This is a genomic window from Pseudochelatococcus sp. B33 (genome assembly GCF_053570585.1).
In genome coordinates this window covers 194,402-218,088 of the sequence record NZ_JBSEFH010000005.1, presented here as the reverse complement: position 1 = coordinate 218,088, position 23,687 = coordinate 194,402, and the positions used below count along the sequence as shown (strand labels likewise).

Genomic DNA, 23,687 nt, shown 5'->3' with positions numbered 1-23,687 from the left:
GGCCCGCTATCGCAGATCGATCCAGTTGGGCCCCGCGAGTGGGACGGCGAGGAAACGGGCGTTGAGCTCGGCCAGCGTCGCGTCGGGATCGACATCCGCGAACAGGTCGGGATGGATCCACTTGGCGAGGCGCTCGGCCACCAGAATGTCGAGCGGCGAGTTGAGCAACTGGTGCGCGAGCCCGTGCACTTCGCCGCGCTCCACCGGCGCGAGCGAGGCAATGCCGGGCCGGGCCGCCATCCGCGCCAGCGAGGCGCGCGTCTCCTCGATGCCGAACTGCGGCCCGATGACGAACCCGCCCGCCTTCGCCGTCTGCGGGCCGCCGGTGGCGATGTAGATCTCGGGCTCGCTGTCGATGATGAACTCGATGCCGAGCTTGCCGACGGCGCCCGGCAGCACGTCGGCCGCGATGTTGTGCCCGCCGGCGAGCTCCACGTAATTGCCGATATTGCCGCGCCCCGGCGCGTTGCAGCATTCGGTCAGGCCGGCGTGCACTTCCAGGAACACACGCGGGCGCGCGAGGTCGGGCGTCGATTTGACGCGGTCGGTGATGCGCGCGAGGTGTTCGGCGCGAAAATCGATGAAGGCCCGGGCGCGCTGCTGCGCACCGACGAGCTGGCCCAGAATGGCGAGGCTCGGCGCCAGATTCTCCAGCGGCTGCGAGAAGAAATCGATGAACACGACCTGAATGCCGGCGGCCTCGATCTGGCGCACCTGCTCGGGAGTCGGCCCCATCCCGGCGCGAAAGATCGCGACGTCGGGCGCGACGTCGAGGATCTGCTCGATCGACAGCGATTCCGCCGATCCCGCGATCCGCGTCTTCGTGGCGATGTCGGGGAAGCGCGCGCGGTATGCCGCATAGGCGGCATCGCCGAGGCGGTGCACGTCATGCGGCCACGCGGCGACGAGGGCGACGGGGTCGTCCACCATGAGCGACAGCGCGATGAGATAGCGGCCGTCATCGATGAGCAGGCGCTCCGCCGGTCGCGGCAACGTGATCGTGCGGCCGGTGATGTCCTCGACCGTCAGGGGGGCGGTGCGCGCCGGTTCGCCGCCGAAAGAAGCCGAAGGGGTGAGAGCGAGAATAATAAGAATAATTATAAAATAAGCAAAAGCCGCGGAAACCAGAATGCTCGCATAAGCACGGGCACAACAATCCAATGATTTAAGTTTATAATTATTATACTTATATTCCATTGACGTGCCTTCTCACGTTCCGTGCCGGAAGGCTATGTGCCCATGCGCCTTGTAAGTCAATATCCATGACCGAAGGCAGCCATGCGCCGGAGACGGGGGTTGTCCCGTTCCGCTCTCCGACCCGGACCGATCGGACAAGTCTCAGCCCGGCCGTGCTCCGTCAGGTCGCGTTCCGTTGCGCGACCCGCGCTGCGGATCGGTGTCCGGCGTGGCGGAATCACTGGCGCAGCACGGCAGGTTGTCGAGCCATGCCGACAGTCTCTGATACCAGGGGCGGTTGCGGATTGCCTCGATGGCCATCCGGGTGTGGTCGACGACCGTCTCGACGGCTGTGCCCACGGTGTCGATGGAGGCGGCTGTGACGTCGATCATGGTCCCGACCCGGTTGGCCGCGTTCTGCACGCCGATCGCCGTCAGGCTTGGAGATTGCCTCTCGGATATCGACAAGCGCGGCGACCGGGGCACCGGGCTCGACAGTCCTCTTTCGAGCATTTCCGGCGTGACCATGATCGGCATCACCGGCACGAACACCACCTCCCGATCCGAGAGTGTGTCGGACATGCTGCCGGCGACGGAAGGCGGGCGGCTCAGCACCGCGGCCGGGAATCCGGGCGCGACCCAGGTGAGGAGCGACGTTGCCGGTGCGTTGTTGAGGGGGGATGACATGACACGAGATCTTTCCCTGCCGTGGAGGCGCCGGTCGGACGACCGCATTCTCGGCAACGGCGCGGCGAGATGGCCGCCGCCGGTGAGCGGGCACCCGCCCGGACGCGGCCGGATCAGGCGGCCCGCGGCGACAGCGTGCCGGTTGCGGCGGGGGTGCCGTTCCTGACATGGGTTACCTGACGCTGTCCGGCGTCGTCCTGGATCGCATCCGCCGTCCCGCAGATGCAGCTGAAGAGTCTCTGGAACAAGGACCGCTTCTGGATCCTGTCGGCCACGTCCTGCACCCGGTCCACGGTCTGCTCGACCGTCTGGCCGCGCTGGTCGATCGCATCGCCGGTCTGCTCGGCGGCGTTGCCGATCTCATTGCCGAATTCATCGAATTTTTTCGTGCCGTCCTCGATGGTGCGCCGGGCGTGGTCGATTCCGTCCGTGATCTGGTCGGTGACGTGGCGAATCGTCGACGTGACAGGGCTGGCTCCCTCGCCGTCGACGGTTTCGAGCTCGATTTCGACCTCGACCTCGGTCTCCTCCCGGATGGTATGGACGGAGACATTGCGCTCCTCAAGGGATAGCCTGTTCGCCGCGAGCATGGCCTCCGTCCCCCTATGAGTGGGGGTTGGCGGCACGAGGGGGCGGCCATCCGGTCCTTCAGGATAGGCGGGAGGAACATATGGGGAGGTGCGGGTGTGGCCGACTGACATTGGCGTTTCCTTTCTTCGGGGTGAAAGACAGCACGCGAGCAGAATTCGGGACGTCCTGCGTCCCCTCGCTGTCGCTGTCGGATGAGCTGGCGATGACGAGCGCCTCGCGCCGTTCGAGCGGGGTCCGCGGCGCGTCGTCTGCCGGCGATGAATTCGGGAGTTTATGCTTGGGAGATATGCCTGGGAGAATAGCTGTAAAATTTTTACAGGATTAGTAAGTTGCCAGAATGTAGATAATATCTCTCCTTGAAGATAATAAAAATTCTATAAAGAGCGTCATCGTATTCAACTAAACAATGCGTATGCAAATATAAATGCGCCTTCCTAGCGTTCTCAGTCTTCCTCAACCTCGTCTTTACATGCCGAGGGTGTGACGATAGCGCGTGTGCGACATCGATGTGAACCATATGTCGTTATTCTGCGCTGTCAAGAGACAAATATGTCGTCAGACGTAGCTTTCAGCCCTGTTTGTTGCGCAGCGCCTCGGCCTCGGCGTAGAAGCGCTTTTCCCATTCCTTGTGGTTGTCCAGCCCCTCGCGGATGAAGGGGGTGAAGGCGGCGATGTTGAGCAGCAGCCAGTTGACGACGTTCGCCGGGAATTTCAAAGGCTTGACGAAATCGACGAACAGCACGACCCGCGTCTTGTCGGTGTAGTTCCAGGCCTCGTGGTTATAGGCGTCGTCGAAGACGATGGCCTTGCCCTCCTCCCAATGCAGGATCTGCTCGTCGACGCGGATGGCGAGCTTGTCGCGCGGCTCCGGGACGATCAGGCCCATATGCAGGCGCAGCACGCCGTTGTAGGGGCCGCGATGGGCGGGCAGGTGCTTGCCGGGCTCGAAGATCGAGAACATCGCGGTCTTGAGCCCCGGAATCTGGCGCACGATTCGCCACGTTTCCGGACAGGCGGCGATGTTGCGTTCCGATTCGAGACCGTAACCGGCGAGGAAGAAGGTCTTCCAGTGGGTGTCGGTGGAGATGGTCTTCACATCGGACGAGATGTCCTGAAAGCTCGGCAGGTCCTGCTGGCGCGTCAGCACCTGCTCGAGCTCGCGCCGGATCAGCGGCCATTCCCGCTCGATCTCCGCCACCCACGGAAACACGCTGTTGTCGTAGACCGCCGGATTGCCGACGCGCGAATAGCGCAGGTTCAGCCGCTCCGCCCATGCCACGATCGCCATCAGCGTGCGTGTCACGAGGCTCGGTCGCGAGAGGGGAGCGATTCCCTCCGTGCCGAACGTCTGCGTGGCCGGGTTGTCGCTGTCCGGGTGGTGGCCCTGAGGTTTGGTAGGGGTGTTAGCGGGGTTGGAGGACACTTCCTGCTCCAGCGTATCGAAGCTCTTCCGGTGCCGGTATGAGCGGCCGGTACAATAGGCATTTCGCCAATAGCTTTTAAGACATCGGATGATACAGGAATAGGCATATCGACGCACGTGGCTGGGTGCCGTGCGCATTCGCACCCGTCGTCCTGCGGGCGCCGCCGCCGGGCGGCCAGGCCGAAAAACGGCCGCCGCTTTCCGGATCGGTTTGATGCTAAACGAAAAATGAGGCGCGGGTGCAAGGATTCCAGATTTTCCGGCCGCTGCGTTATTATAGCGGCTCCAGAAATGCGCCGCGGCACTGCGGCGGGAGGACGCATCATGAGCTGGAACCCTGCGCTGGAGCCTGGATGTCCCGCCGACACGGGCGCGGACGTCATCGAGACCCTGATCATCCCGCGCTCGCGCGATCTCGGCGGCTTCGAGGTCCGCCGCGCCCTGCCCGCGCCGCAGCGGCAGATGGTGGGGCCGTTCATCTTCTTCGACCAGATGGGACCGGCCGAGTTCCTCACCGGCGCAGGCGTCGACGTGCGCCCGCATCCGCACATCGGTCTCGGCACCGTCACCTACCTCTTTCGCGGCGATTTCCATCACCGCGACAGCATCGGCAGCGACCAGACCATCCTGCCCGGGGAGCTCAACTGGATGGTGGCGGGGCGCGGCGTCACCCATTCCGAGCGCACCAGCGCGCGCGGGCGTTCCGGCCCCCACAGCCTTTTCGGCATCCAGACCTGGGTCGCCCTGCCGGAGGAGGCGGAGGACGTCGCGCCGCGCTTCGAGCACCACGGGGCCAAGGGCCTGCCCGTCATCGAGGGCGACGGCGTGAAGCTCAGGCTCATCCTCGGCAACGCCTATGGCGAGACGGCGCCGGCGATGCTCTATTCGGAAACCTTCTACGCCGACGTGGCCTTGCGCGCCGGTGCGCGCTTCCCGATGCCGGACAATCATGAGGACCGCGCCATCTACGTGCTGGAAGGCGCCATCGACGTCGCCGGCCAGTCGTTCGAGGCCGGGCGCATGATGGTGTTCCGCCCCGGCGACGCCATCACGGTGGGGGCAGGCGAGGCGGGCGCGCGGCTGATGATTCTCGGCGGCGCGACCCTGAACGGTCCCCGCTATATATGGTGGAACTTCGTGGCCTCCTCCCGCGAGCGCATCGCCGCCGCGAAGGAGGCGTGGAAAGCGCAGGCATGGGGCCGGGGCCTGTTCGACCTGCCCGTGCACGATCACGACGAGTTCATCCCGCTGCCCGATCCGGTGCGCGTGCAGGCGGGGTGATATGGGCGGCGATTGGCGGATCGTCCCCTGTACCGATGCGGACACCGCGGATTGGCTCGCCCTGCGCCATGCGCTGTGGCCGGGCGGGTCCGATCTCTCCCACCTGTCGGACATGCGGGCGATCCTGGCGCGCGCGCCGGCGGCGTTCGCGGCGCTGCTGCGCACGGGGGACGATGCGGCCGTCGGCTTCATCGAAGCCATGCTGAGGCACGACTACGTCAACGGCTGCGAGACGTCGCCGGTCGCTTTCGTCGAGGGGGTGCTCGTCCGCGAGGCATGGCGCCGCAAGGGCGGTGCGCGGCTGCTGTTCGGGGCGGCCGAGGCATGGGCGCGGCAGCTCGGCTGCCGGGAACTGGCCTCCGACGCCGACATCGCCAACACGCCGTCCCACGCCGCGCACCGGGCGCTGGGCTTCGCGGAGACGGAGCGGGTGGTGTATTTCCGCAAGCCGCTCGACGCCCCTTGACGGCATGCCCGCCCCGGACGTAGAGGACTTCACCGTTTCCGTGAAACGGTGAAGTCCTCTAAGTTTCTGATTTTGAGCGAATTCTGATCGACCAGATGATCCCATCTGATCGGAAAGCGCTCCAAGCCCCGTCCCATTGCGGAGCGGAGACACCATGCGTTGCCTTGAGGTCACCATAGAACGCTGGCCGATCGCCGGCACCTTCACCATCGCGCGCGGCAGCCGCACGGAGGCGGTCGTCGTGGTGGCGACGGTGCATGACGACGCGCACGCGGGGGCGGCCGAATGCGTGCCCTATGCGCGCTACGGGGAGAGCGTCGACAGCGTCGCGGCGCAGTTGCGCGGCCTCGGTGAGGCCGTGGCGGAGGGTCTGACGCGCGAGGAGCTGGCGCACGCGCTGCCGCCGGGCGCGGCGCGCAACGCCCTCGATTGCGCCCTGTGGGATCTGGAAGCGCGCCGCAGCGGCCGGCCGCTCTACGAGATCGCCGGCACGCCGAGGCCGGGGCCGATGCTCACCGCCTATACGATCAGCCTCGGTGTGCCCGCGGCCATGGCCGAAGCGGCACGGCGCGCGGCGGACCGGCCCCTGCTCAAGATCAAGCTCGGAGCCGACGGCGACCCGGAGCGTCTTGCCGCCGTGCGCGAGGGGGCGCCGGCGGCGCGTCTCATCGTCGACGCCAACGAAGGCTGGCGGCGCGACAATCTCGCCGACAACCTCGCCGCCTGCGAGCGGGCGGGCGTGGAACTCATCGAGCAGCCGCTGCCGGCGGGGGACGACGAGGCGCTCGCGCATATCGAAACGCCGATCGCCATCTGCGCCGACGAGAGCATCCACGACGCCGCCTCGCTCGACGATCTGCCGCCGTGGTACACGGCCATCAACATCAAGCTCGACAAGACCGGCGGCCTGACGGACGCGCTGGTGCTGCTGCGGGAAGCGTCGGCGCGCGACCTCGGGATCATGGTCGGCTGCATGGTGGGAACGTCGCTCGGCATGACGCCGGCGCTCATCGTCGCCGAGGGCGCGGACTGGGTCGATCTCGACGGTCCGCTGCTGCTGGCGCGCGATCGCGACGGCGGCTTGCGGTACGAGGGCAGCACCCTCATACCGCCATGGGCGTGACGCCTCACACGTGGTCGTCGGACGACAGCAGGTGCTTGTAGATCAGCCCGCCGACGGCGCCGCCGAGCAGCGGCACGACCCAGAACAGCCACAACTGGGCAATGGCCCAGCCGCCCTGGAACAGCGCCACGCCGGTGCTGCGCGCCGGGTTCACCGACGTGTTGGTCACCGGGATGCTGATGAGGTGAATGAGGGTGAGCGCCAGGCCGATGGCGAGCGGCGCGAACCCCGCCGGCGCACGCGCATCGGTCGCGCCGAAGATCACGATGAGGAAGAAGGCGGTCAGGACGAATTCGACCAGGATCGCGGACAGGATGGAGTAGCCGCCCGGCGAATGCGCGCCGTAGCCGTTCGACGCGAAGCCGCTGGCGGCGGCCGAGAAGTCCGCCTTGCCGGAGGCGATCAGGAACAGCACCAGGCCGGCGGCGATGGCGCCCACGACCTGCGCGATGATATAGGGACCGGCGTTCGTGGCCGGGAACCGCCCGCCCGCGACGAGGCCGACGGTGACGGCCGGGTTGAAATGGCCGCCGGAAATATGCCCCAGCGCGTAGGCGCCGGTGAGCACCGTCAGGCCGAAGGCGAGCGCCACACCCGCGTATCCGATGCCGAGATCGGGCACGGCCGCGGCCAGAACCGCGCTGCCCGCGCCGCCAAGCACCAGCCAGAACGTGCCGAGAAATTCGGCCGCGAGAGGCTTTTTCAAATTTATGATCGTGTCCGAAGTGCCATTGCTCATCATTAAGCTCCTGATTTCCTATGAATACAGCAGCGAATGCGACATGCCACGCGAATACCTACAACCATAAGTTTACAAGACGATCGTATTTCTGAATACAAAAATCGAATACATTGTGCTCATCGTGCCGCGGTGAACTGATCGCGGAATGGTGAAAGGCCGCCCTGTTCCTGCGCGCAAGGCGGACGGCGGCATTCACATGGTTTTAACCGGAAGCGGGCAATGGTGCCGGCATGCGGCATGATTGCTGAATGCGGATTCCGCTTTTCGGCAAAAATCATGTATCGACACATGAACGGGGCGGTGATCGGGGCATTCCGGGGTCGTTCGCCTTCGGCGCGTTTTCCGGTCGGGTGGAACCATCCGGTCGCCGGAAGGCGCGCTTCGTTTCTGTTCGTGAACCGCATCTCCCTGGTTTTCTTGAAACGGGTCGCGTCGCCATGCTTGCATCCTGTTCCGGTCGGTTCCTGAAGCCCCTGGCGGTTCTGCTGCTGGCGTTCGCGGTCGCCTCCTGCGCCTCCAAGCGCCGCGAGCCGGTGCCGTCGGATTACCCGATCCACGGCATCGACGTGTCGAAATGGCAGGGCGAGATCGACTGGGTGAGCGTGCGGCGCAGCGGCGTCGCCTTCGCCTGGATCAAGGCGACGGAGGGCGGCGATCACTCCGACAGGCTTTTTCTCGAGAACTGGTACGCGGCCAAGGCCGCACACGTGCCGCGCGGCGCCTATCACTTCACCTACTGGTGCCGGTCGGCCGCGGAGCAGGTGGCGTGGTTCATCGCCAACGTGCCCGTCGACGAGGACGCGCTGCCGCCGGTGCTCGACGTGGAATGGAACGGCCATTCCAAGACCTGCCCGCACAAGATTCCGCGCGCCCGTGCCATCGAGAAGATGCAGATCATGCTGGACGCCATGGAACGCCACTACGGCAAGCGCCCGGTGATCTACACCGACATCACCTTCTTCGAGGATGTCATCAAGGGCGGGTTCGAGCGCTATCCGCTGTGGGTGCGCAGCATACCGCGCTATCCGACCCCGCGTTTCGACGGGCGGCGCTGGTACTTCTGGCAGTACACCGCCAAGGGGACCATCCCCGGCATCAACGGGCCGGTGGACCGCAACGCCTTCTTCGGCACCGCGCATATGTGGGAACGCTTCAAGGCCGGCGACCTGTAACGGCTGCGGCGCACCGCCGCCGCAGCGCGAACCCGCAGCGGCGCGCCAGCGCCGGCCCGGCTCATGATCACTTCAGAACATCGGAACAGTGACGGCGCGCCATGTGGCCGCCGTCACGCTTGTGTCGGCATATATAAATATAGTCGGTAACTATACATCCTCTTTCTGGTGTTTGAATCAATCTACATAAATTTGTCAGATGCTTATGGTAATCTAGATAAGTGTATGTTGGTTGAAAGTTTTTTTGTGTTTTGTGCCATATGGTTATCGATCTTGAGGCGCTGATGCGGGGCTTCTCCGCAGGCGCCCTGCATCGTTGCCGCCGACCTGCCCCTCAAGGAGCCTTTCCATGTCCGATACGTCACCTGAAACTTCGTCGACGAATTTCGTTTTGCAACTTCTGCACGCCTCGGACTGGGAGGCCGGCCTCAGGGCGGTGGAGCGGGCGGCCAATTTCGCCGCGATCATCGATATCCTTGAGGACGAGTATGAGAATACGCTGATTCTTTCCTCGGGCGACGGCTGGATCCCCGGCCCGTTCTATGCGACCGGCTCCGACAGCGCCCTCGCTGCCACCTTGCGGGCCGTGTACAGCCAGTTCTTCTCCACGGAGGAGGCCGAGGTCATCTTCACCGCGCTCGCCGCGGCCTCCGGCCGGCCCGACGTCGCCATCCAGAACATCATCGGCGTCGAGGCCGCCACCTTCGGCAACCACGAGTTCGACCTCGGCACGGCCGCCATCCGCGACATCATCGCTGCTTCCGCCGGCGCGGACGGCATCGTGGGCACGGCCGACGACGTGAATATCGGCACGCTGTTCCCCTATCTGTCGGCCAACCTCGACTTCTCCAACGACGCCAGCCTGAGCAGCCTGTTCACCAACGAAATCCGCGAGGCGTCCTCGTTTGCGCTGGACACGGCCAAGAAGATCGCGCCCTCCACGGTGATCACCAAGGGCGGCGAGAAGATCGCCGTCGTCGCCGCCACGACGCAGGCGCTCGCCTCCATCTCCTCGCCGGGCGATACGAAGGTCATCGGCGCGAACGGCGATAACATCCCGCTGCTCGCCGAGCAGATCAACGCCGAGGTGGCGCGCATCCTGGCCGCTGACCCGACCATCAACAAGGTCATCGTGTCGAGCCACCTGCAGCAGCTCCAGTTCGAGCAGCAGCTCGCGCCGCTGCTGGAGAACGTCGACATCATCATCGCCGGCGGCTCGCACACGCTGCTCGCCGACGAGAACGACGCGCTGCGCGACGGCGACGTCGCCGCCGGCGAGTATCCGATCGTCTCGCAGAACAAGAACGGCGATCCGCTGCTGATCGTCAACACCAACAGCGAATTCTCCTACGTCGGCCGCCTCGTGGTCGAGTTCGACGCCGACGGCAAGATCATCCTCGACAGCCTCGACGACACGATCAACGGCGCCTACGTGACCACGGACGAGAAGGTCGCGGAGCTGTGGGACGGGGCCGATCCCTTCGCCGAGGGCAGCAAGGGCTATCTGGTCGACCAGATCATCTGGGGCGCGAAGGACGGGAACGGCGATCGCGTCACCAAGGGCATCGGCACCATCATTCAGGAGCAGGACGGCGAGATCTTCGGCCGCACCGACGTGTTCCTGGAAGGCCGCCGCACCGCCGTGCGCACCGAGGAGACGAACTTCGGCAGCCTGACCGCCGACGCCAACCTCGCCGAGGCGAAGAAGGTCGACGCGGAAGTGCTCGTGTCGATCAAGAACGGCGGCGGCATCCGCGATGCCATCGGTTCCGTCTTCGCCGTCGGCGACCAGGTCGAGCTGCTGCCGCCCGCCGCCAACCCCGGCGCGGGCAAGCTCGAGGGCGATATCTCCCAGCTCGACATCGTCAACTCGCTGCGCTTCAACAACGATCTCGCCATCGTCACGCTGACGGCGCAGGGGCTGCTCAACGCGTTCGAGCAGGGCTTCTCGGGCGTTGGTCCGGGCGCGACGCCGGGCCCCTTCCCGCAGGTCAGCGGCATCGAGGTCGTGTTCGATCGGGATCTGCCTCCCGGCAGCCGCGTGCTGTCGCTGAAGGTCGTCGGCGAGGACGGCACGGTGATCGACACCATCGTCTCCAACGGCGAACTGCAGGGCGACGCCGCCCGCGCCATCAAGATCGTGACGCTGACCTTCCTCGCCGAGGGCGGCGACGGCTACACCGCATTCGTGAACGATCGGGTTCCGGGCTCCGAAGTCGTGCTGCTGACCGATGCGCTCGCGGGTCAGGACGGCGAGGCCACCTTTGCCGCTCCCGGCACCGAGCAGGACGCCTTCGCGGAATACCTCAAGGCCAACTACTGGGATACGCCCTACGACGTGGCCGACACGCCGGCCTCCGAGGACAGCCGCGTGATCAACTTCCGCGAGCTTCCCGTCGGCGTCCTGGGCAACGACGAGGGCGGCAACGACATCAACGTGAATGATGCGTCGAAGCTCGGCGTCGCCCACGGTACCGACGGCATCGACAATGTCTTCTACGCCGGCAACGACCTCATCGTGCTGCCGGAGAACGTCGAGAACATCTTCCTGTCCGGCACGGGCAACGCCTCGGTGGTTGACAGCGTTCTCGACAACGAGATCCATGGCAACGCCGGCGACAACCGCATCTTCGCCGGACGCGGCAACGACTTCGTCGACGGCGCCACCGGCTTCGACGTGCTCCTTCTCCAGGGCCCGGCATCCCGCTACTCGGTGGCGATCGAAGGCCACGGGGCCGTCATCACCGACAGCGAGAGCGGCTCGCAGACCCGCGCCGTCAACATCCAGGGCATCTCGTTCAGCGACGAGCTCGTCGGCCTGTTCGCCACCGACCAGACCGAGATCGCCGGCCTCTACCGGGCGCTTCTCGGCCGCAACGCCGAGGGCGATGCCGACGGATTCGGCTACTGGGTCGGCCGCAGCGCCGAGGGCGACGACTTCGCCGCGATCGCCGCCGCGATCGCCGACTCCGACGAGGCGCAGACCGCGAACGAAGGCAAGTCCACCGAGGACCTGGTGGATCGCCTTTACAGCGAGGTGCTCAACCGCGATGCGGACGAAGCGGGCAAGGCGTTCTGGATCGGCCAGATCGATGACGAGGGCGTCGATGTCGCGCTCGTCGGGCAGGCCTTCGTCCGCAGCGACGAATTCCAGCTCAACGGCAACAGCCTGGTCGGCGGCGACTGGCTGGCGTAAGGGTTTCGCCGGCGCGGACAACGCGCCGGTAACCATTCTACAAAACGGGGAGTGGGGAAACGCCCATTCCCCCTTGTCATGGGCGGAATAGTACTGTTAACGTTCCGTCAACGAAGTTGGTCCCTTATCGTTGCATGAGCTGTGGTGCGAACGTGCGTCGCGGCCAGCAGGCATATGTATGCAGGCGATGAGGGCTATTATGCGGGACGGACCTATGCGGTTGACGAAACGGGCCAACATCACGAATCGTCCGGACAGTCCGGATGCCACCGATGCCTCGCCTGTCGACGAACCGCGATACCGCACCGACGCAAGATTTCCCGCTCTGACCCCGCTCAGGCTGCTGGCCGTTTCGCTGCTGGCGCTGGGGCTCGCCAATTGCAGCTCCGCACCGCGCACCACCGGGGCCGCTTCTCCCGCCGCTTCCGCCAAGGTCGATCCCAAATACGGCGTCAAGCCCAGTCCGCGCGTCGTCGCCAGCGGCAGCAAGGTGCCCAAGGGCGGCGGGCGCGCCATGGTCGGCAAGCCCTATGTGGTTGCCGGCAAGCGCTTTACCCCGCGGGAGAACGACAACTACGTGGCCGTCGGCACGGCCTCGTGGTACGGCTCCGCCTTCCATGGCCGCAAGACGGCCAACGGCGAGGTGTTCGACAAATATTCCTTCGCCGCCGCCCACCCGACCCTGCCGCTGCCGAGCTACGTGCGCGTCACCAACCTCAGCAACCAGCGCTCGATGATCGTCCGCGTCAACGATCGCGGGCCGTTCCATGGCAACCGCCTGATCGACCTGTCGAGGAACGCTGCCGAGGCGCTCGATTTCCATCGCCAGGGCACCGCCCGGGTCAAGGTCGAATACGTCGGGCGCGCCTCGCTCGGCGGCAGCGACGACCGCAAGCTGCTCGCGACCCTCAACAACGTTGCGCCGGCCGCCGTTCCGACGCTCGCGCCGCAGCCTGCTCCGGCTGCGCCCCTGCCCACCCCGACGCCCGCACCCGCACCTGTCGTGACGCCGGCCCCGGTGATGATGGCGAGCGCGGCGCCGGCCGCCGAAACGCCGGTTGCCGAAGCGCCTGCCGCTGCGCCGGTCCCGGCGCCGGCGGAGCAGCAGGTGGCGGATGCGGCGTCGGCGCGGCCGACGGCGCGCACGCTCGTGGCGCATGCGGCCGAGTCTCCGGCGCCCGCATCGGCCGCCCCGACGGAGGTCGCGGCGCTGCCGCAGCCGGCGGCGGCGCCTTCGCGCACGCTGGTTGCGACGTCGCAGACCCTGGCTTTCGCCGACGCGCCCCAGAACTCCCCCCTGACGGAGCTCGTGCGTGAAGTCGGTGCGCCGCAGGCCGCCGTGCCGCTGCCGCCGTCCCGCCCCGCCGAGCTCGCGCGCCGGCGCACGCTGCTGGCCGTGCCGGGGGCGACGGAAGCGCTGCAGGGAGAGCCCGCCGCACCTTCCGGCCGCAGGGCGCTGGTGGCGAATCTGGCCGATGGCGCCCCGACCGACCGCACGGGCAAGGATCGGGCGGGCGTCTATTTCGAGCCGATGCCGCTGTCGCAGCTCACACCGCAGCGTTTCGTCGCCTTCGGCAATGGCCCGGATAGCCGGAACAGCGGTCGCTGAGTGGTGGCAGGGCGCGCGCGAGCGCGCCGGCGCGTCGGGCTGCGGATGGTGGACGTGATGCGCATTGACGGGAATTTCGTGCTGAGGCTGGTGTCGCTGCTGCCGGTGCTCGCCGTCGCCGCGATACTGTCCGGCCGCGCCCACGCCCAGGCTTTCCAGACCGAGCTGCCGCGCGCCCTGCTCATCGATGTCGGCACCGGTACGGTGCTCTTCGAGAAGGGCGCCGATGAGCCGTTCGAGCCCGCAAGCCTCGTCAAGATCATGACCGCCGAGGTGCTGTTCCACGAGATCAGCGAGGGGCGGCTGTCGCTTGAGCGAGAATTCCACGTTTCCGAATACGCCTGGCGCACCGGTGGCGCGCCGTCGCGCACCACGGCGATGTTCGCTTCCGTCAACAGCCATATCGCGGTGTCCGACCTGCTGCGCGGCCTTGCCGTGCCCTCCGGCAACGACGCGGCGATCATCATCGCCGAGGGCATTTCGGGCACCGAGACGGCCTTCACGCGGATCATGAACCGCCGCGCGGAGGCCATCGGCCTCAAGAACTCCAACTTCGTCAACGCGTCCGGCCTGGAGGCCGAGGGCCAGCGGACCACGGCGCGCGATCTCGCCCGCCTGGCGGAACACGTCATCGAGACCTATCCCGATCTCTACAAGGCGTTCGCCGAGCCCGAATTCACCTGGAACAAGATCACCCAGCGCAACCGCAATCCGCTGCTGGCGCTCAACATCGGCGCGGACGGGTTCCTGACCGGCTATACCGAGCGCGCCGGATTCGGCATCGTCGGTTCCGCCGTGCTCGACGGCCAGCGGCTGATCGTCGTGGTGTCGGGCGCGAAGACGGCGCGCGAGCGCGATCAGGAAGCGCGCAAGCTGCTGGACTGGGGCCTGCGTTCGTTCGAGCTGCGGCGGCTGTTCACGGCCGGCGAGGTGATCGGCGAGGCATCTGTGTTCGGCGGCGAGAAGGGGACCGTCGCGCTCGTCTCGCCCGTGCCGGTCGAGGTGCTGGTGCAGCGCGGATCGGACGAGCGCCTGTCGGCGCGCATCGTCTACAATGGCCCCGTGGTCGCGCCGGTGGAGAAGGGGGTGGCGCTCGGCCGCCTGGAGGTGCAGCGCGGGTCGCTGCGCATGCTGGAGGTGCCGCTGGAAACCGGTGAGGCGGTGCCCAGGGGCAGCCTTCACCAGCGAGCGTTCGATGCGGTTTTCGAGTGGGCGACGGGCGCCGTGCGCCGCGCGTTCGAGCGGCTGATATGAGCGTGCCTCCGGTCCCGCCGGGAAAGTTCGTCACGCTGGAGGGGGGCGAGGGGGTCGGCAAGTCCACCCAGATGCGCCGGCTCGCGCAGCGGCTCGAGGCGCGCGGCATCCCGGTGGTGACGACGCGCGAACCCGGCGGCTCGCCGAAGGCCGAGGCCATCCGCGAGGCGATTCTCTCCGGTCGCACCCGCGATTTCGGCCCCATGGCGGAGGCGCTGCTGTTCTCGGCCGCGCGCATCGACCATCTCGACACGCTGATCCGGCCGGCGCTGGCGCGCGGCGCGTGGGTGATCTGCGACCGCTTCAGCGATTCGACCATGGCCTACCAGGGCGCCACCGGGGAGCCCGACCCCGCGCTCCTGCGCGCGCTGGAGCGCATCGTGGTCGGCGATACGCGGCCGAACCTCACCCTCGTCCTCGACATGCCGCCCGAAGTCGGATTGGGGCGGGCGGACGTGCGCAGGCAGGAGCGCGGCGAGGCGACGGACCGGTTCGAGGGCGAGGCGCCGGCTTTCCACCGCGATCTGCGGGAGCGTTTCCTCGCCATCGCCCGCGCCGAGCCCGAGCGATGCGCGGTCATCGACGCCGACGCGTCGGCGGACGAGGTGGAGGCACGCATCTGGCGGGAGGTTGACGCACGGCTGCTTTCGGCGTCAAACAACGGGGCGGACGCCGTGTCCGCGCCGGCAGGGACGCCTGAAACCGACCATGACTGACGCCGAACCGGACCAGTTTCCCGGCGCGCCCCATCCCCGTGTCCACGACGCGCTCTTCGGGCTGGAGGAGGCGGAGCGGGAGTTCCTCGACGCCTACCGGTCGGGGCGGCTGCACCATGCCTGGCTGATCGGCGGGCCGCAGGGCATCGGCAAGGCAACGTTCGCCTACCGCGCGGCGCGATTTCTGCTCACCCATACCGATCCGCAGGCGCAGGCGGTGCGCGACGCGCGCACGCTCGCGGCGGACGCGCGCAGCGGCGCGGCGGCGAAGGTCGCCGCCGAAATCGCCGCGCTCTCCCATCCCAATCTCGTCGCGCTGCGCCGCGCCCCGGCGACGGAGAAGAAGGCGGCCTCGACGGTCATTCCGGTCGATGCCGTGCGCCGGGCGCTGGCGCTGTTCACGTCCACCGCCGGCAACGACGGCTATCGCATCTGCATCGTCGATTCCGTCGAGGACCTCAATGTCGCAAGCGCCAATGCGCTGCTCAAGGTGATCGAGGAGCCGCCCCCGCGCGCGCTGTTCCTGCTCGTCGCCCATGCGCCGGGGCGCACGCTGCCGACCATCCGCTCCCGCTGCCGCCGCCTGCTGCTGCGCGCGCTGCCCGCGGACGAGGTGGCGCGCGCCGTGCGCGCCCTGCCGCCGCCCCTCGGCGACGTGGAGGAGGGGACGCTGCAAAAGGCGGCGGCGTTGTCGCGCGGCTCGGTGCGGGCGGCGCTCGGCCTCATCGACACGCATACCATCGCCCTGGTGGAGCGCGTCCGCGCCATGCTGGAGCGCCTGCCGGAGATCGATCCCGCCGCCCTGCACGAACTGGCCGACGCCATGACCGGGCGCGAGGCTGAGGCGGATTTCGCGGTTCTCCTGTCCACGGTGCATGACTGGATCGGGGAACTCATTCACAAACGGGCGGCGCGGGGGCCGGGTCACCTTGCGCGTTTCGTCGAGGTGTGGGACAACATCGCACGCGCGGCGCGCGAGACGCAGGTGCTCAATCTCGATCGCCGTCCGCTGGTCTTCACCCTCTTCGGCGATCTTGCGGATGCGGCCCGGCGCGCGCACGCTGCATGACCGTTGATTTTCTGGCAGAGACTGATGGCCGACGCTGAGACTTTCTATATCACCACCGCCATATCCTATCCGAATGGCGCGCCCCACATCGGTCACGCCTACGAGGCGATCGCGACCGATGCCATCGCGCGCTTCAAGCGGCTCGACGGGTACGACGTCTTCTTCATGACCGGCGTCGACGAGCACGGCCTGAAGATGGCGCAGACGGCGGCGAAGGAAGGCATCAGCCCCAAGGAGCTCTCCGACCGCCACACGGCGCAGTTCGTCGCCATGGCCGATGCGCTCGATATCTCGCGCGACCGTTTCATCCGCACCACCGAGCCCGCGCACTACGCCGCGTCGCAGGAGCTGTGGCGGCGGATGAAGGTGGCCGGGGACATCTTTCTCGACACCTATGCCGGCTGGTATTCGGTGCGCGACGAGGCGTTCTACGACGAGAGCGAGACCACAGTGCGCGACGGCGTGCGCTACGGGCCGCAGGGCACGCCGGTGGAGTGGACGCAGGAGCAGACCTGGTTCTTCCGCCTGTCCGCCTATCAGGACCGACTGCTCGCCTATTACGAGGCGCATCCCGACTTCATCGGGCCGGAGAGCCGGCGCAACGAGGTGGTGAACTTCGTCAGGGGCGGCTTGCAGGACCTGTCGATCTCGCGCACCACACTGTCGTGGGGCGTGCCGGTGCCGGACGCCCCCGGCCACGTCATGTACGTGTGGGTCGACGCGCTGACCAACTACCTCACCGGCGTGGGCTTTCCGGACGAGAACGACGCCGACTGGCGCTTCTGGCCGGCGGACGTCCATATCATCGGCAAGGACATCACCCGCTTCCATGCGGTCTACTGGCCGGCGTTCCTGATGTCGGCGGGACTGCCGCTGCCCAGGCGCGTCTTCGGCCACGGCTTCCTGTTCAACCGCGGCGAGAAGATGTCGAAATCGGTCGGCAACGTCATCGACCCCATCGCGCTCGCAAGGGCCTATGGCACCGACCAGTTGCGCTACTTCCTGCTGCGCGAGGTGCCCTTCGGGCAGGACGGCAGCTACAGCCACGAGGCGATCGTCAACCGCATCAACGCCGATCTCGCCAACGATCTCGGCAATCTGGCCCAGCGCTCGCTGTCCATGATCGCCAAGAACCTCGGCGGCGTGCTGCCCGCGCCGGGTCCCCTCGATGCTGCCGACGAGGCGCTGCTCGCGGCGGCCGACGGGCTGCTGGCCAAGGCGCGCGTGGCGATCGGGGACTTCGCCATCCACACGATCCTCGGCGACGTGTGGTCGGTGGTCGCGGACGCGAACCGTTACTTCGCCGCCCAGGCGCCGTGGGCGCTGCGCAAGACCGATCCCGGCCGCGCCGACACCGTCCTCTACGTGACGGCGGAAGTGCTGCGGCAGGTGGCGATCTTCGCCCAGATGGCCACGCCCGAAGCGGCGGCGAGGCTGCTCGACCTGCTCGCCGTTGCGGAGGACGCGCGTGACTTCGCGGCGCTCGGGCCGGGCGGACGCATTGCGCCCGGCACCGCGCTGCCGGAGCCGGCCGGCGTCTTCCCGCGCTATGTCGAGCCGGCGGAGGGGAGCGGCGCGTGATGCTGGTCGATTCGCATTGCCACCTCGACTATTTCGCGCGGGAGCTCGATGCCGTGCTGGCGCGCGCCGCAGCCGCCGGCGTCGGGCAGGTGGTGACGATCTCGACGCGCGTGCGCGAGGCCGCGACCTACCGCGCCATCGCGGAGGCGCACAGCGGCGTGTTCTTCTCCATCGGCACGCACCCGATGCAGGCGAAGGACGAGCCGGACGTGACGATCGAGGAGATCCTGGCGCATACGGGGCATCCGCGCTGCATCGCCGTGGGCGAATCGGGGCTCGACTATTTCTACGAACGCGAGTCGGCCGAGGTGCAGCGCGCGGTGTTCCTGCGCCATATCGAGGCCGCGCGCGTCACCGGCCTGCCGCTCGTCATCCACGCCCGCAACGCCGATGACGACATGATCGCCATCCTGTCGGAGGAGATGGCGAAGGGCCGCTTCACGGCGGTCCTGCACTGCTTCTCCTCCGGCCCGGCGCTGGCCGAGGTCGGCGTGCGGCTCGGGCTCTACGTGTCGTTCTCGGGCATCATCACGTTCAAGAAGTCCGAGGAGCTGCGCGAGATCGCCAAGAGCGTGCCGGTCGACCGGCTGCTGGTGGAGACGGACGCGCCCTATCTCGCGCCGCTGCCCTATCGCGGCAAGCGCAACGAGCCGGCCTATGTGGCGCACACGGCAAAGGCGCTGGCCGAGGTGCGGGGCCTCTCCGAACAGGCGCTGGCGCAGCAGACGACCGAGAACTTCCGCCGCCTGTTCGGCAAGGCGGGGCAGGACAGGCTGGCGGGAAGCCTCGCGGCATGACGCTCGCCGTCACCATCCTCGGATGCGGCTCGTCGGCCGGCGTGCCGAGGGTCGGCGGCGGCTGGGGGGCGTGCGACCCGGCCAATCCGAAGAACCGCCGCCTGCGCTGCTCCATCCACGTTGCCCGGTGGGAGGGGGGACGTGAAACCGGCCTCCTCGTCGACACGGGTCCCGACCTGCGCGAGCAGTTGCTCGCGGCCGACATCGCGCATCTCGATGCGATTCTCTACACCCACGAGCACGCCGACCACACCCACGGCATCGACGATCTGCGGGCGCTGGCGCTGTCCATGCGCCGCCGGCTCGATGTCTACGCCGACGCCCACACGCAGGCGCTGCTGTTCGAGCGTTTCGGCTATTGCTTCGTCACGCCGCCGGGCAGCAACTACCCCCCGATCCTGTCGGCGCATCTCTTCGAGGATGCGGTGCCGGTGACGTTCGGCGGCGCGGGCGGCGCGATCGACGTCATGCCGGTGCGGGTCAACCACGGCGATATCGACGGGCTCGGCTTCCGCTTCGAGGCGGAGGGAAAGGCGGCGGCCTACGTCCCCGACGTCAAACGCATTCCGCAAGCGAGCGTCGATCTCCTGCGCGGTCTCGACCTCCTGATTATCGACGCGCTGCGCTACATGCCGCACCCGTCGCATTTTTCCGTCGACGATGCGCTGGCGTTCATCGGCGAGGTGCGCCCGCGCCGCGCCGTGCTCACGGATCTGCATGCCGATCTCGATTACGACGAATTGAGCGCGCGTCTGCCCGCGGGCGTCGCTGCCGCCTATGACGGCCTGCGCATCAGCCCGTGAGGCGGGTGCTGACGCGGTTGATGAAGCTTGCGATCGGGCCGCTGACCTCGGGATGGGTCATCACCGGCGTGTGGCCCTGGTCGGCGATGAGCAGGGTTTCGAGGTGCTCGTGGCGCGCCTGCATCTCGGCCAATGTTTCCGGGCGCAGGATGTCCGACTTCTCGCCGCGCACGGCGAGCACGGGCACGTTCTTCAGCCCGTCGAACATGGGCCACAGGGGCGGGGCGGCCTTTTCCAGATCGACGCCTTCGAGGGTGTTCTTCAGCGCCGGGTCGTAGGCGAGCTTCAGGGTGCCGTCGGCCTCGTGCCATGTGCCGTGCGCCAGCGCCTCCCAGTCGCGTTCGTCAAGCGCGGGGAACTGCGCGTCCTGATAGGATCTCAGAATGTCGATCGCCTCGGCGTAGCTCGCCGGCGAGGGCATCTTGCCGAGGTAGCCGCGAATGCGCACCAGGCCCTGCGGCTCGACGACGGGGCCGATGTCGTTGAACACCACGGCATGGATCAGCTCCGGCGCGATGCCGACAAGGCCGAGCACGAGCAGGCCGCCGCGCGAGGTGCCGACGAAGATCGCCTTGGCGATGCCGAGCGCGGACAGCACCTGCTGCAGATCGTCGATCTCGACATAGGGATTGTAGTGGGTCCAGTCGGGGTCCCAGTCGGAGAGGCCGCGCCCGCGATAGTCGACGCTGATGACGCGGTGCGGCCGGTGCGCGTCGTTGGCGAGGATCTCGGCGAGGTCGTGGAAGTCCGCGGCCGTGCGCGCCATGCCCGGCAGGCAGACGACCGCCGGATAGTCGCTCACCGAAGGGCCGTATTCGCGCACATGCAGCCTCAGCCCGTCCTTGGCGGAGATATACACATCCCGGAAACGCGGCTTCTGCGAGGTTCCGGCCTTGGCGGCTTCTGGGGCGTTCATGTCTTCCTCTCGCGACGTGACGGCCGATCTCGCGCCGGCCTTCGAATGGCGTGCGGCTCACCGCCGCTCCCCGCGGCGTCTTCCTCGACGCGGCAAAGCAGATCCATAACAAACCTGTGTGACCACAATACTACCCGTGATCCGCAGTTCCTTGATTTTTCTCAGATCGCGGGCGCGCACGCACCGGGCGCTTTCCGACCAAATGGAATATCGATCAGAATTCGCTCGCAAGAAAGAAGCAAGAGGGTTTCACTATTTCCGTGAAACGATGACCCTCTCAGGGCGCGTTGCGCCGGCCGCGCTGCAGGTCCTGCTCGATCAGCAGCGCCGTCTCGTTGTTGAGCCGGGAGCGATAGACCTGCAGGTTCTCCAGCACCCGCTGCACGTAGTTGCGCGTTTCGGAGAAGGGGATGCGCTCCACCCAGTCAACCGCATCGATGCCGGGCGAGCGCGGATCGCCGTAGGCCGCGATCCACTTGCGCACGTTGCCGGGGCCGGCGTTGTAGGAGGCGATGGCGAGCACGTAGGAGCCGTTCCAGCGCTCCACCAGCTCGCCGAGATGGCTTGCGCCGAGGCGCGCGTTGTAGGCCGGGTCGCTGGTCAGGCGGGTGAGGTCGTAGGGGAGCCCGGCGGCGCGCGCGGTCGCCTGCGCGGTGGCGGGCATGAGCTGCATCAGGCCGCGCGCGCCGGCGTGCGACACCGCCTTGCCGTCGAAGGCGCTTTCCTGCCGGGTGACGGCGTAGATCATCGGCCCCTCGACGGCGCTGTCGTCGATTTCGGGTATGCCGAAGGTCGGGAAGGCGGGGACGTCGAACGGCTTGCCGCGGTGGGCGGCGGCCTTGCCGACGATCAGCGTCGCCCGCGCGTCGCGCGCTTCCTCGATGAGTTCGGCCAGCGCCACCAGGTGATCCTCGTCGAGGCGGGCGGCCATGGCGGACAGGAACGGCAGGGTGAGATCGGTCTCGCCCGCCTTGATCAGCAGCCGCACCGCCTGGGCGATCTTCATCTGCGCCAGGTCGCGCCGGGCGATGACCGAGGGTTCGGGCAGCGGCCGCACCGCGACGTCGGCAAGGCCGAGCCGGGCGCGGGCGAGCTGGCCGTAATAGGTCGTGGAGTGCTCCGCCGCCCGGCTGAAGAACGCCTGTGCCGCCTCGTCGTCCTTTTGCGCCTGCGCCGCCCGTCCGCGCCAGTACGCGACCCGCGCCACGGAGATCGGCAACGTCGCATGCGGCGCCGCTTCGGCGAAGTGGACGGCGGCGGCGTCCGCGTCGTCGAGGAACCGCAGGGCGATCCAGCCGGCGAAGAAAGCGGCGTCGATCCTGTCCGCGTCGCTCGCCGCGAACGGCAGCGCGGCGACCTCGTAGGCCGCCTTCGGGTTGCCGGCGTCGAGCAGCGCGCGCGCCACGAGGCGCTGCTCCAGCGCCCAGTGCGAGCCCACTGCCTGCGAGCCTGCCGCCTGCGAGCCTGCCGCCTGCTTGTCGGCCGCGGCATCGGCGCCGGCCGCCGGCGGAATCGGCGCAGCGATGACCTTGATCTGCGGGCCCGCCGCGTCGGGCGTGGGTGTGGCACCGCCCCCGTCCACCGCCGCAGCATCCTCGGATGCGGCCTTCTGCGCCTCGGCGACGTCGTTGTCGGCCTCCGCGGCGGCCTCCTCCGCCTCTGCGTTCTCTGCCTGGGGTTCCGGCCGCTGGGCCGCGATCGCTGCCTTGTTCGGCTCCGCAGCCTTGACCAGGGCTGCCGCCGCCGCTTTCAGGTCGCCGTCGCGCCGTTCGAACCGCGAGCGGGCTAGCAGATATTCCGGCGTGGTCCGCAGCGCGTCGGGCACGGCATTGATCAGCTTCTTGGCGTCGTGGGTGCGCTTGGCGACGGCGACGAAGGCGTCCACCAGCGCCGGCTCGTCGCGGCCGAGGCGCAGCGCCGTGTCCTGCGCCGCCTCCCACCGTTCGCCATAGAGCATGTTGCGCAGCCGCGCCCGGTGATCGGCCGTCGTGAGGCTGGCGCCGTGGGTGTCGAGCAGCGAGCGGCGCGCCGAGGCCGACAGCGCTTCCGTGCGCCACAGATCGCGCGCCATCCCGAGCCCGCGCTCCGCCTGTCCGGCGTCCGCGAGCGCCCGGCTCAGCGCCATCCGGCCGGCGACCGTCACGGGCTCTCGCGCGGCGAAGGTGTCGAACACGTCCGCCGCCGAGGGTCTGCCCTGCAGATATTGCGCCTCGATGCGCCGCCGCAGCGCCTCGCTGCCGGGCCAGTCCGGGTTGCGGCGGGCGAAGGCTGCAAGGCGCGTCAGATCGATGCCCGCGCCGCTGCTGCGAATCGCTATCCATTCCAGCGTGTCCCGCGTCGCGGCATCGGCAATGCGCGCGGCGGCGGCGTCACCCTCGTCCACCTTGCCGGCGCGATAGAGGGCCAGCGCCTCGCGGAACGCCGCGACGTCGGGCTCCGGCCACCGGACTTCGATGGGCTCCGCCGGCGGCGGCGTGTCGGGAAGTGCGGCGGTCTGCGGGGACTTTGCTTCGGCGGGCGGGGAGGCGGGCTGAGCGGGCGATGCGCTGTCGGCCGCGCTGGCCGGCGCATTTTCAGGCGCGCTTGCCGGTATACTTGCCGGCGCGCCGGCGGGGGGTGTAGGCGTGATGGAGCTGGTGTGCACCGCCGCGTCGTCCGCGTCACGGCCGCCGCCCAGCAATCCGGGCGCCAGGATGATGGTGATCACTGCCAGCGAGAGCAGCAGCCCTGTTCCCAGTCGCATCAACGGGTCTCCCTGCAACGGCCCAGCCGGCGGCTCCGGTTGCCACCGTTTCCGGCCGCGCACCGGCCGACCGCCCGAGCGGTCGATCCAGGTGCCGGTCTATTCATGGCCGGTCTGTCCTTGCGCCCATATTCGCCGCGAGGCATTTAAGAAAATGTTAACCACCGTCGCCCGCGCCGCGTCCCGAGTCACTCACAGTCTCTAGCGCAGCGTGCAGAAAAGTGAGTACCACTTTCGTCGCCAAAGCTGCGCAGATCAAGAACCTAGAGCGCATGTTCCGATTCCGTCGGAACGTCCCGAGTTCTAGCGCCCGACGACGGTCAAAGAAAGGTGTCCAATCGT

General features: G+C 67.8%; 20 protein-coding genes. 12 read left to right on the top strand and 8 right to left on the bottom strand.

Annotated elements, in window-relative coordinates; all coding sequences use genetic code 11:
- Nucleotides 1–6 precede the first annotated feature (6 nt).
- The 4 genes from ACUSIJ_RS07380 to ACUSIJ_RS07365 all read right to left on the bottom strand — a co-directional run bounded on the left by ACUSIJ_RS07380 (nt 7) and on the right by ACUSIJ_RS07365 (nt 3,877).
- Nucleotides 7–993 (bottom strand): ABC transporter substrate-binding protein, encoded by a 987-nt coding sequence (locus ACUSIJ_RS07380; protein ID WP_449307734.1) that lies wholly within the window; start codon nt 991–993, stop codon nt 7–9.
- A 345-nt stretch (nt 994–1,338) separates the two neighbouring features.
- Nucleotides 1,339–1,863, bottom strand: a complete 525-nt coding sequence (locus ACUSIJ_RS07375) for a hypothetical protein (RefSeq protein ID WP_449307733.1) — start codon at nt 1,861–1,863, stop codon at nt 1,339–1,341.
- A gap of 113 nt (nt 1,864–1,976) precedes the next feature.
- Complete coding sequence (locus ACUSIJ_RS07370; protein ID WP_449307732.1) at nt 1,977–2,564, bottom strand: hypothetical protein; 588 nt, start codon at nt 2,562–2,564, stop codon at nt 1,977–1,979.
- 458 nt (nt 2,565–3,022) lie between these two features.
- Nucleotides 3,023–3,877: an aspartyl/asparaginyl beta-hydroxylase domain-containing protein gene (locus ACUSIJ_RS07365; RefSeq protein WP_449307731.1), complete on the bottom strand. Its 855-nt coding sequence runs from the start codon at nt 3,875–3,877 to the stop codon at nt 3,023–3,025.
- Nucleotides 3,878–4,201: 324 nt separating this feature from the next.
- On the opposite strand from ACUSIJ_RS07365, the gene ACUSIJ_RS07360 reads away from it, so the two are divergent.
- From ACUSIJ_RS07360 to dgcA, 3 genes are all read left to right on the top strand, one after another.
- On the top strand, nt 4,202–5,158 hold the full coding sequence (locus tag ACUSIJ_RS07360; RefSeq protein ID WP_449307730.1) for a pirin family protein: 957 nt from the start codon (nt 4,202–4,204) through the stop codon (nt 5,156–5,158).
- Nucleotide 5,159: 1 nt separating this feature from the next.
- Nucleotides 5,160–5,624 carry an aminoglycoside 6'-N-acetyltransferase gene (aac(6'), locus tag ACUSIJ_RS07355; RefSeq protein ID WP_449307729.1) on the top strand — a complete coding sequence of 155 codons (465 nt, stop codon included), beginning with the start codon at nt 5,160–5,162 and terminating at the stop codon, nt 5,622–5,624.
- A 154-nt stretch (nt 5,625–5,778) separates the two neighbouring features.
- On the top strand, nt 5,779–6,747 hold the full coding sequence (gene dgcA / locus ACUSIJ_RS07350) for an N-acetyl-D-Glu racemase DgcA (protein ID WP_449307728.1): 969 nt from the start codon (nt 5,779–5,781) through the stop codon (nt 6,745–6,747).
- 4 nt (nt 6,748–6,751) lie between these two features.
- Here dgcA and aqpZ read toward each other — a convergent pair whose 3' ends face one another.
- Both aqpZ and ACUSIJ_RS07340 read right to left on the bottom strand, forming a co-directional pair.
- Entirely contained in the window at nt 6,752–7,453 is a 702-nt protein-coding gene (gene aqpZ / locus ACUSIJ_RS07345) for an aquaporin Z (RefSeq protein WP_449307727.1), read from the bottom strand.
- Between the two features lie 152 nt (nt 7,454–7,605).
- A complete protein-coding gene (locus ACUSIJ_RS07340) occupies nt 7,606–7,893 on the bottom strand; it encodes a hypothetical protein (protein ID WP_449307726.1) in 288 nt (95 codons plus the stop codon).
- A 33-nt stretch (nt 7,894–7,926) separates the two neighbouring features.
- On the opposite strand from ACUSIJ_RS07340, the gene ACUSIJ_RS07335 reads away from it, so the two are divergent.
- The 9 genes from ACUSIJ_RS07335 to ACUSIJ_RS07295 all read left to right on the top strand — a co-directional run bounded on the left by ACUSIJ_RS07335 (nt 7,927) and on the right by ACUSIJ_RS07295 (nt 19,686).
- On the top strand, nt 7,927–8,661 hold the full coding sequence (locus tag ACUSIJ_RS07335) for a glycoside hydrolase family 25 protein (protein WP_449307725.1): 735 nt from the start codon (nt 7,927–7,929) through the stop codon (nt 8,659–8,661).
- Nucleotides 8,662–9,010: 349 nt separating this feature from the next.
- On the top strand, nt 9,011–11,857 hold the full coding sequence (locus tag ACUSIJ_RS07330) for a 5'-nucleotidase C-terminal domain-containing protein (protein WP_449307724.1): 2,847 nt from the start codon (nt 9,011–9,013) through the stop codon (nt 11,855–11,857).
- A gap of 214 nt (nt 11,858–12,071) precedes the next feature.
- The gene (locus tag ACUSIJ_RS07325; RefSeq protein ID WP_449307723.1) at nt 12,072–13,466 is read left to right on the top strand and encodes a septal ring lytic transglycosylase RlpA family protein; all 1,395 of its coding nucleotides are present in this window, start codon (nt 12,072–12,074) and stop codon (nt 13,464–13,466) included.
- 57 nt (nt 13,467–13,523) lie between these two features.
- Nucleotides 13,524–14,720: a D-alanyl-D-alanine carboxypeptidase family protein gene (locus tag ACUSIJ_RS07320; RefSeq protein ID WP_449307809.1), complete on the top strand. Its 1,197-nt coding sequence runs from the start codon at nt 13,524–13,526 to the stop codon at nt 14,718–14,720.
- Nucleotides 14,717–15,436, top strand: coding sequence for a dTMP kinase (gene tmk / locus ACUSIJ_RS07315; RefSeq protein ID WP_449307722.1), 720 nt, complete (start codon nt 14,717–14,719; stop codon nt 15,434–15,436). The genes ACUSIJ_RS07320 and tmk overlap by 4 nt, the downstream gene beginning before the upstream one ends.
- The gene (locus tag ACUSIJ_RS07310) at nt 15,429–16,505 is read left to right on the top strand and encodes a DNA polymerase III subunit delta' (RefSeq protein WP_449307721.1); all 1,077 of its coding nucleotides are present in this window, start codon (nt 15,429–15,431) and stop codon (nt 16,503–16,505) included. Before tmk ends, ACUSIJ_RS07310 begins: the two co-directional genes overlap by 8 nt.
- A 24-nt stretch (nt 16,506–16,529) precedes the next feature.
- The gene (gene metG, locus ACUSIJ_RS07305) at nt 16,530–18,086 is read left to right on the top strand and encodes a methionine--tRNA ligase (protein ID WP_449307720.1); all 1,557 of its coding nucleotides are present in this window, start codon (nt 16,530–16,532) and stop codon (nt 18,084–18,086) included.
- Complete coding sequence (locus ACUSIJ_RS07300; RefSeq protein ID WP_449307808.1) at nt 18,086–18,883, top strand: TatD family hydrolase; 798 nt, start codon at nt 18,086–18,088, stop codon at nt 18,881–18,883. Before metG ends, ACUSIJ_RS07300 begins: the two co-directional genes overlap by 1 nt.
- A complete protein-coding gene (locus ACUSIJ_RS07295) occupies nt 18,880–19,686 on the top strand; it encodes an MBL fold metallo-hydrolase (RefSeq protein WP_449307719.1) in 807 nt (268 codons plus the stop codon). The genes ACUSIJ_RS07300 and ACUSIJ_RS07295 overlap by 4 nt, the downstream gene beginning before the upstream one ends.
- On the opposite strand, the gene ACUSIJ_RS07290 is transcribed toward ACUSIJ_RS07295, so the two are convergent.
- Entirely contained in the window at nt 19,676–20,602 is a 927-nt protein-coding gene (locus ACUSIJ_RS07290) for an alpha/beta fold hydrolase (protein WP_449307718.1), read from the bottom strand. The two genes, ACUSIJ_RS07295 and ACUSIJ_RS07290, sit on opposite strands and share 11 nt — an antisense overlap.
- A gap of 277 nt (nt 20,603–20,879) precedes the next feature.
- Nucleotides 20,880–23,345, bottom strand: a complete 2,466-nt coding sequence (locus tag ACUSIJ_RS07285; protein WP_449307717.1) for a transglycosylase SLT domain-containing protein — start codon at nt 23,343–23,345, stop codon at nt 20,880–20,882.
- Nucleotides 23,346–23,687: the final 342 nt, after the last annotated feature.

What these genes read in the sequence shown, in the direction of transcription:
- ACUSIJ_RS07310 (WP_449307721.1), top strand. Translation starts at nt 15,429, where the DNA reads ATGACTGACGCCGAACCGGACCAGTTTCCCGGCGCGCCCCATCCCCGT.
- ACUSIJ_RS07340 (WP_449307726.1), bottom strand. Translation starts at nt 7,893, where the DNA reads ATGCGGTTCACGAACAGAAACGAAGCGCGCCTTCCGGCGACCGGATGG.
- ACUSIJ_RS07375 (WP_449307733.1), bottom strand. Translation starts at nt 1,863, where the DNA reads ATGTCATCCCCCCTCAACAACGCACCGGCAACGTCGCTCCTCACCTGG.
- metG (WP_449307720.1), top strand. Translation starts at nt 16,530, where the DNA reads ATGGCCGACGCTGAGACTTTCTATATCACCACCGCCATATCCTATCCG.
- ACUSIJ_RS07295 (WP_449307719.1), top strand. Translation starts at nt 18,880, where the DNA reads ATGACGCTCGCCGTCACCATCCTCGGATGCGGCTCGTCGGCCGGCGTG.
- ACUSIJ_RS07325 (WP_449307723.1), top strand. Translation starts at nt 12,072, where the DNA reads ATGCGGTTGACGAAACGGGCCAACATCACGAATCGTCCGGACAGTCCG.
- ACUSIJ_RS07290 (WP_449307718.1), bottom strand. Translation starts at nt 20,602, where the DNA reads ATGAACGCCCCAGAAGCCGCCAAGGCCGGAACCTCGCAGAAGCCGCGT.
- ACUSIJ_RS07335 (WP_449307725.1), top strand. Translation starts at nt 7,927, where the DNA reads ATGCTTGCATCCTGTTCCGGTCGGTTCCTGAAGCCCCTGGCGGTTCTG.
- ACUSIJ_RS07285 (WP_449307717.1), bottom strand. Translation starts at nt 23,345, where the DNA reads ATGCGACTGGGAACAGGGCTGCTGCTCTCGCTGGCAGTGATCACCATC.
- ACUSIJ_RS07300 (WP_449307808.1), top strand. Translation starts at nt 18,086, where the DNA reads ATGCTGGTCGATTCGCATTGCCACCTCGACTATTTCGCGCGGGAGCTC.
- dgcA (WP_449307728.1), top strand. Translation starts at nt 5,779, where the DNA reads ATGCGTTGCCTTGAGGTCACCATAGAACGCTGGCCGATCGCCGGCACC.
- ACUSIJ_RS07360 (WP_449307730.1), top strand. Translation starts at nt 4,202, where the DNA reads ATGAGCTGGAACCCTGCGCTGGAGCCTGGATGTCCCGCCGACACGGGC.
- ACUSIJ_RS07320 (WP_449307809.1), top strand. Translation starts at nt 13,524, where the DNA reads ATGCGCATTGACGGGAATTTCGTGCTGAGGCTGGTGTCGCTGCTGCCG.
- ACUSIJ_RS07370 (WP_449307732.1), bottom strand. Translation starts at nt 2,564, where the DNA reads ATGTCAGTCGGCCACACCCGCACCTCCCCATATGTTCCTCCCGCCTAT.
- ACUSIJ_RS07330 (WP_449307724.1), top strand. Translation starts at nt 9,011, where the DNA reads ATGTCCGATACGTCACCTGAAACTTCGTCGACGAATTTCGTTTTGCAA.
- tmk (WP_449307722.1), top strand. Translation starts at nt 14,717, where the DNA reads ATGAGCGTGCCTCCGGTCCCGCCGGGAAAGTTCGTCACGCTGGAGGGG.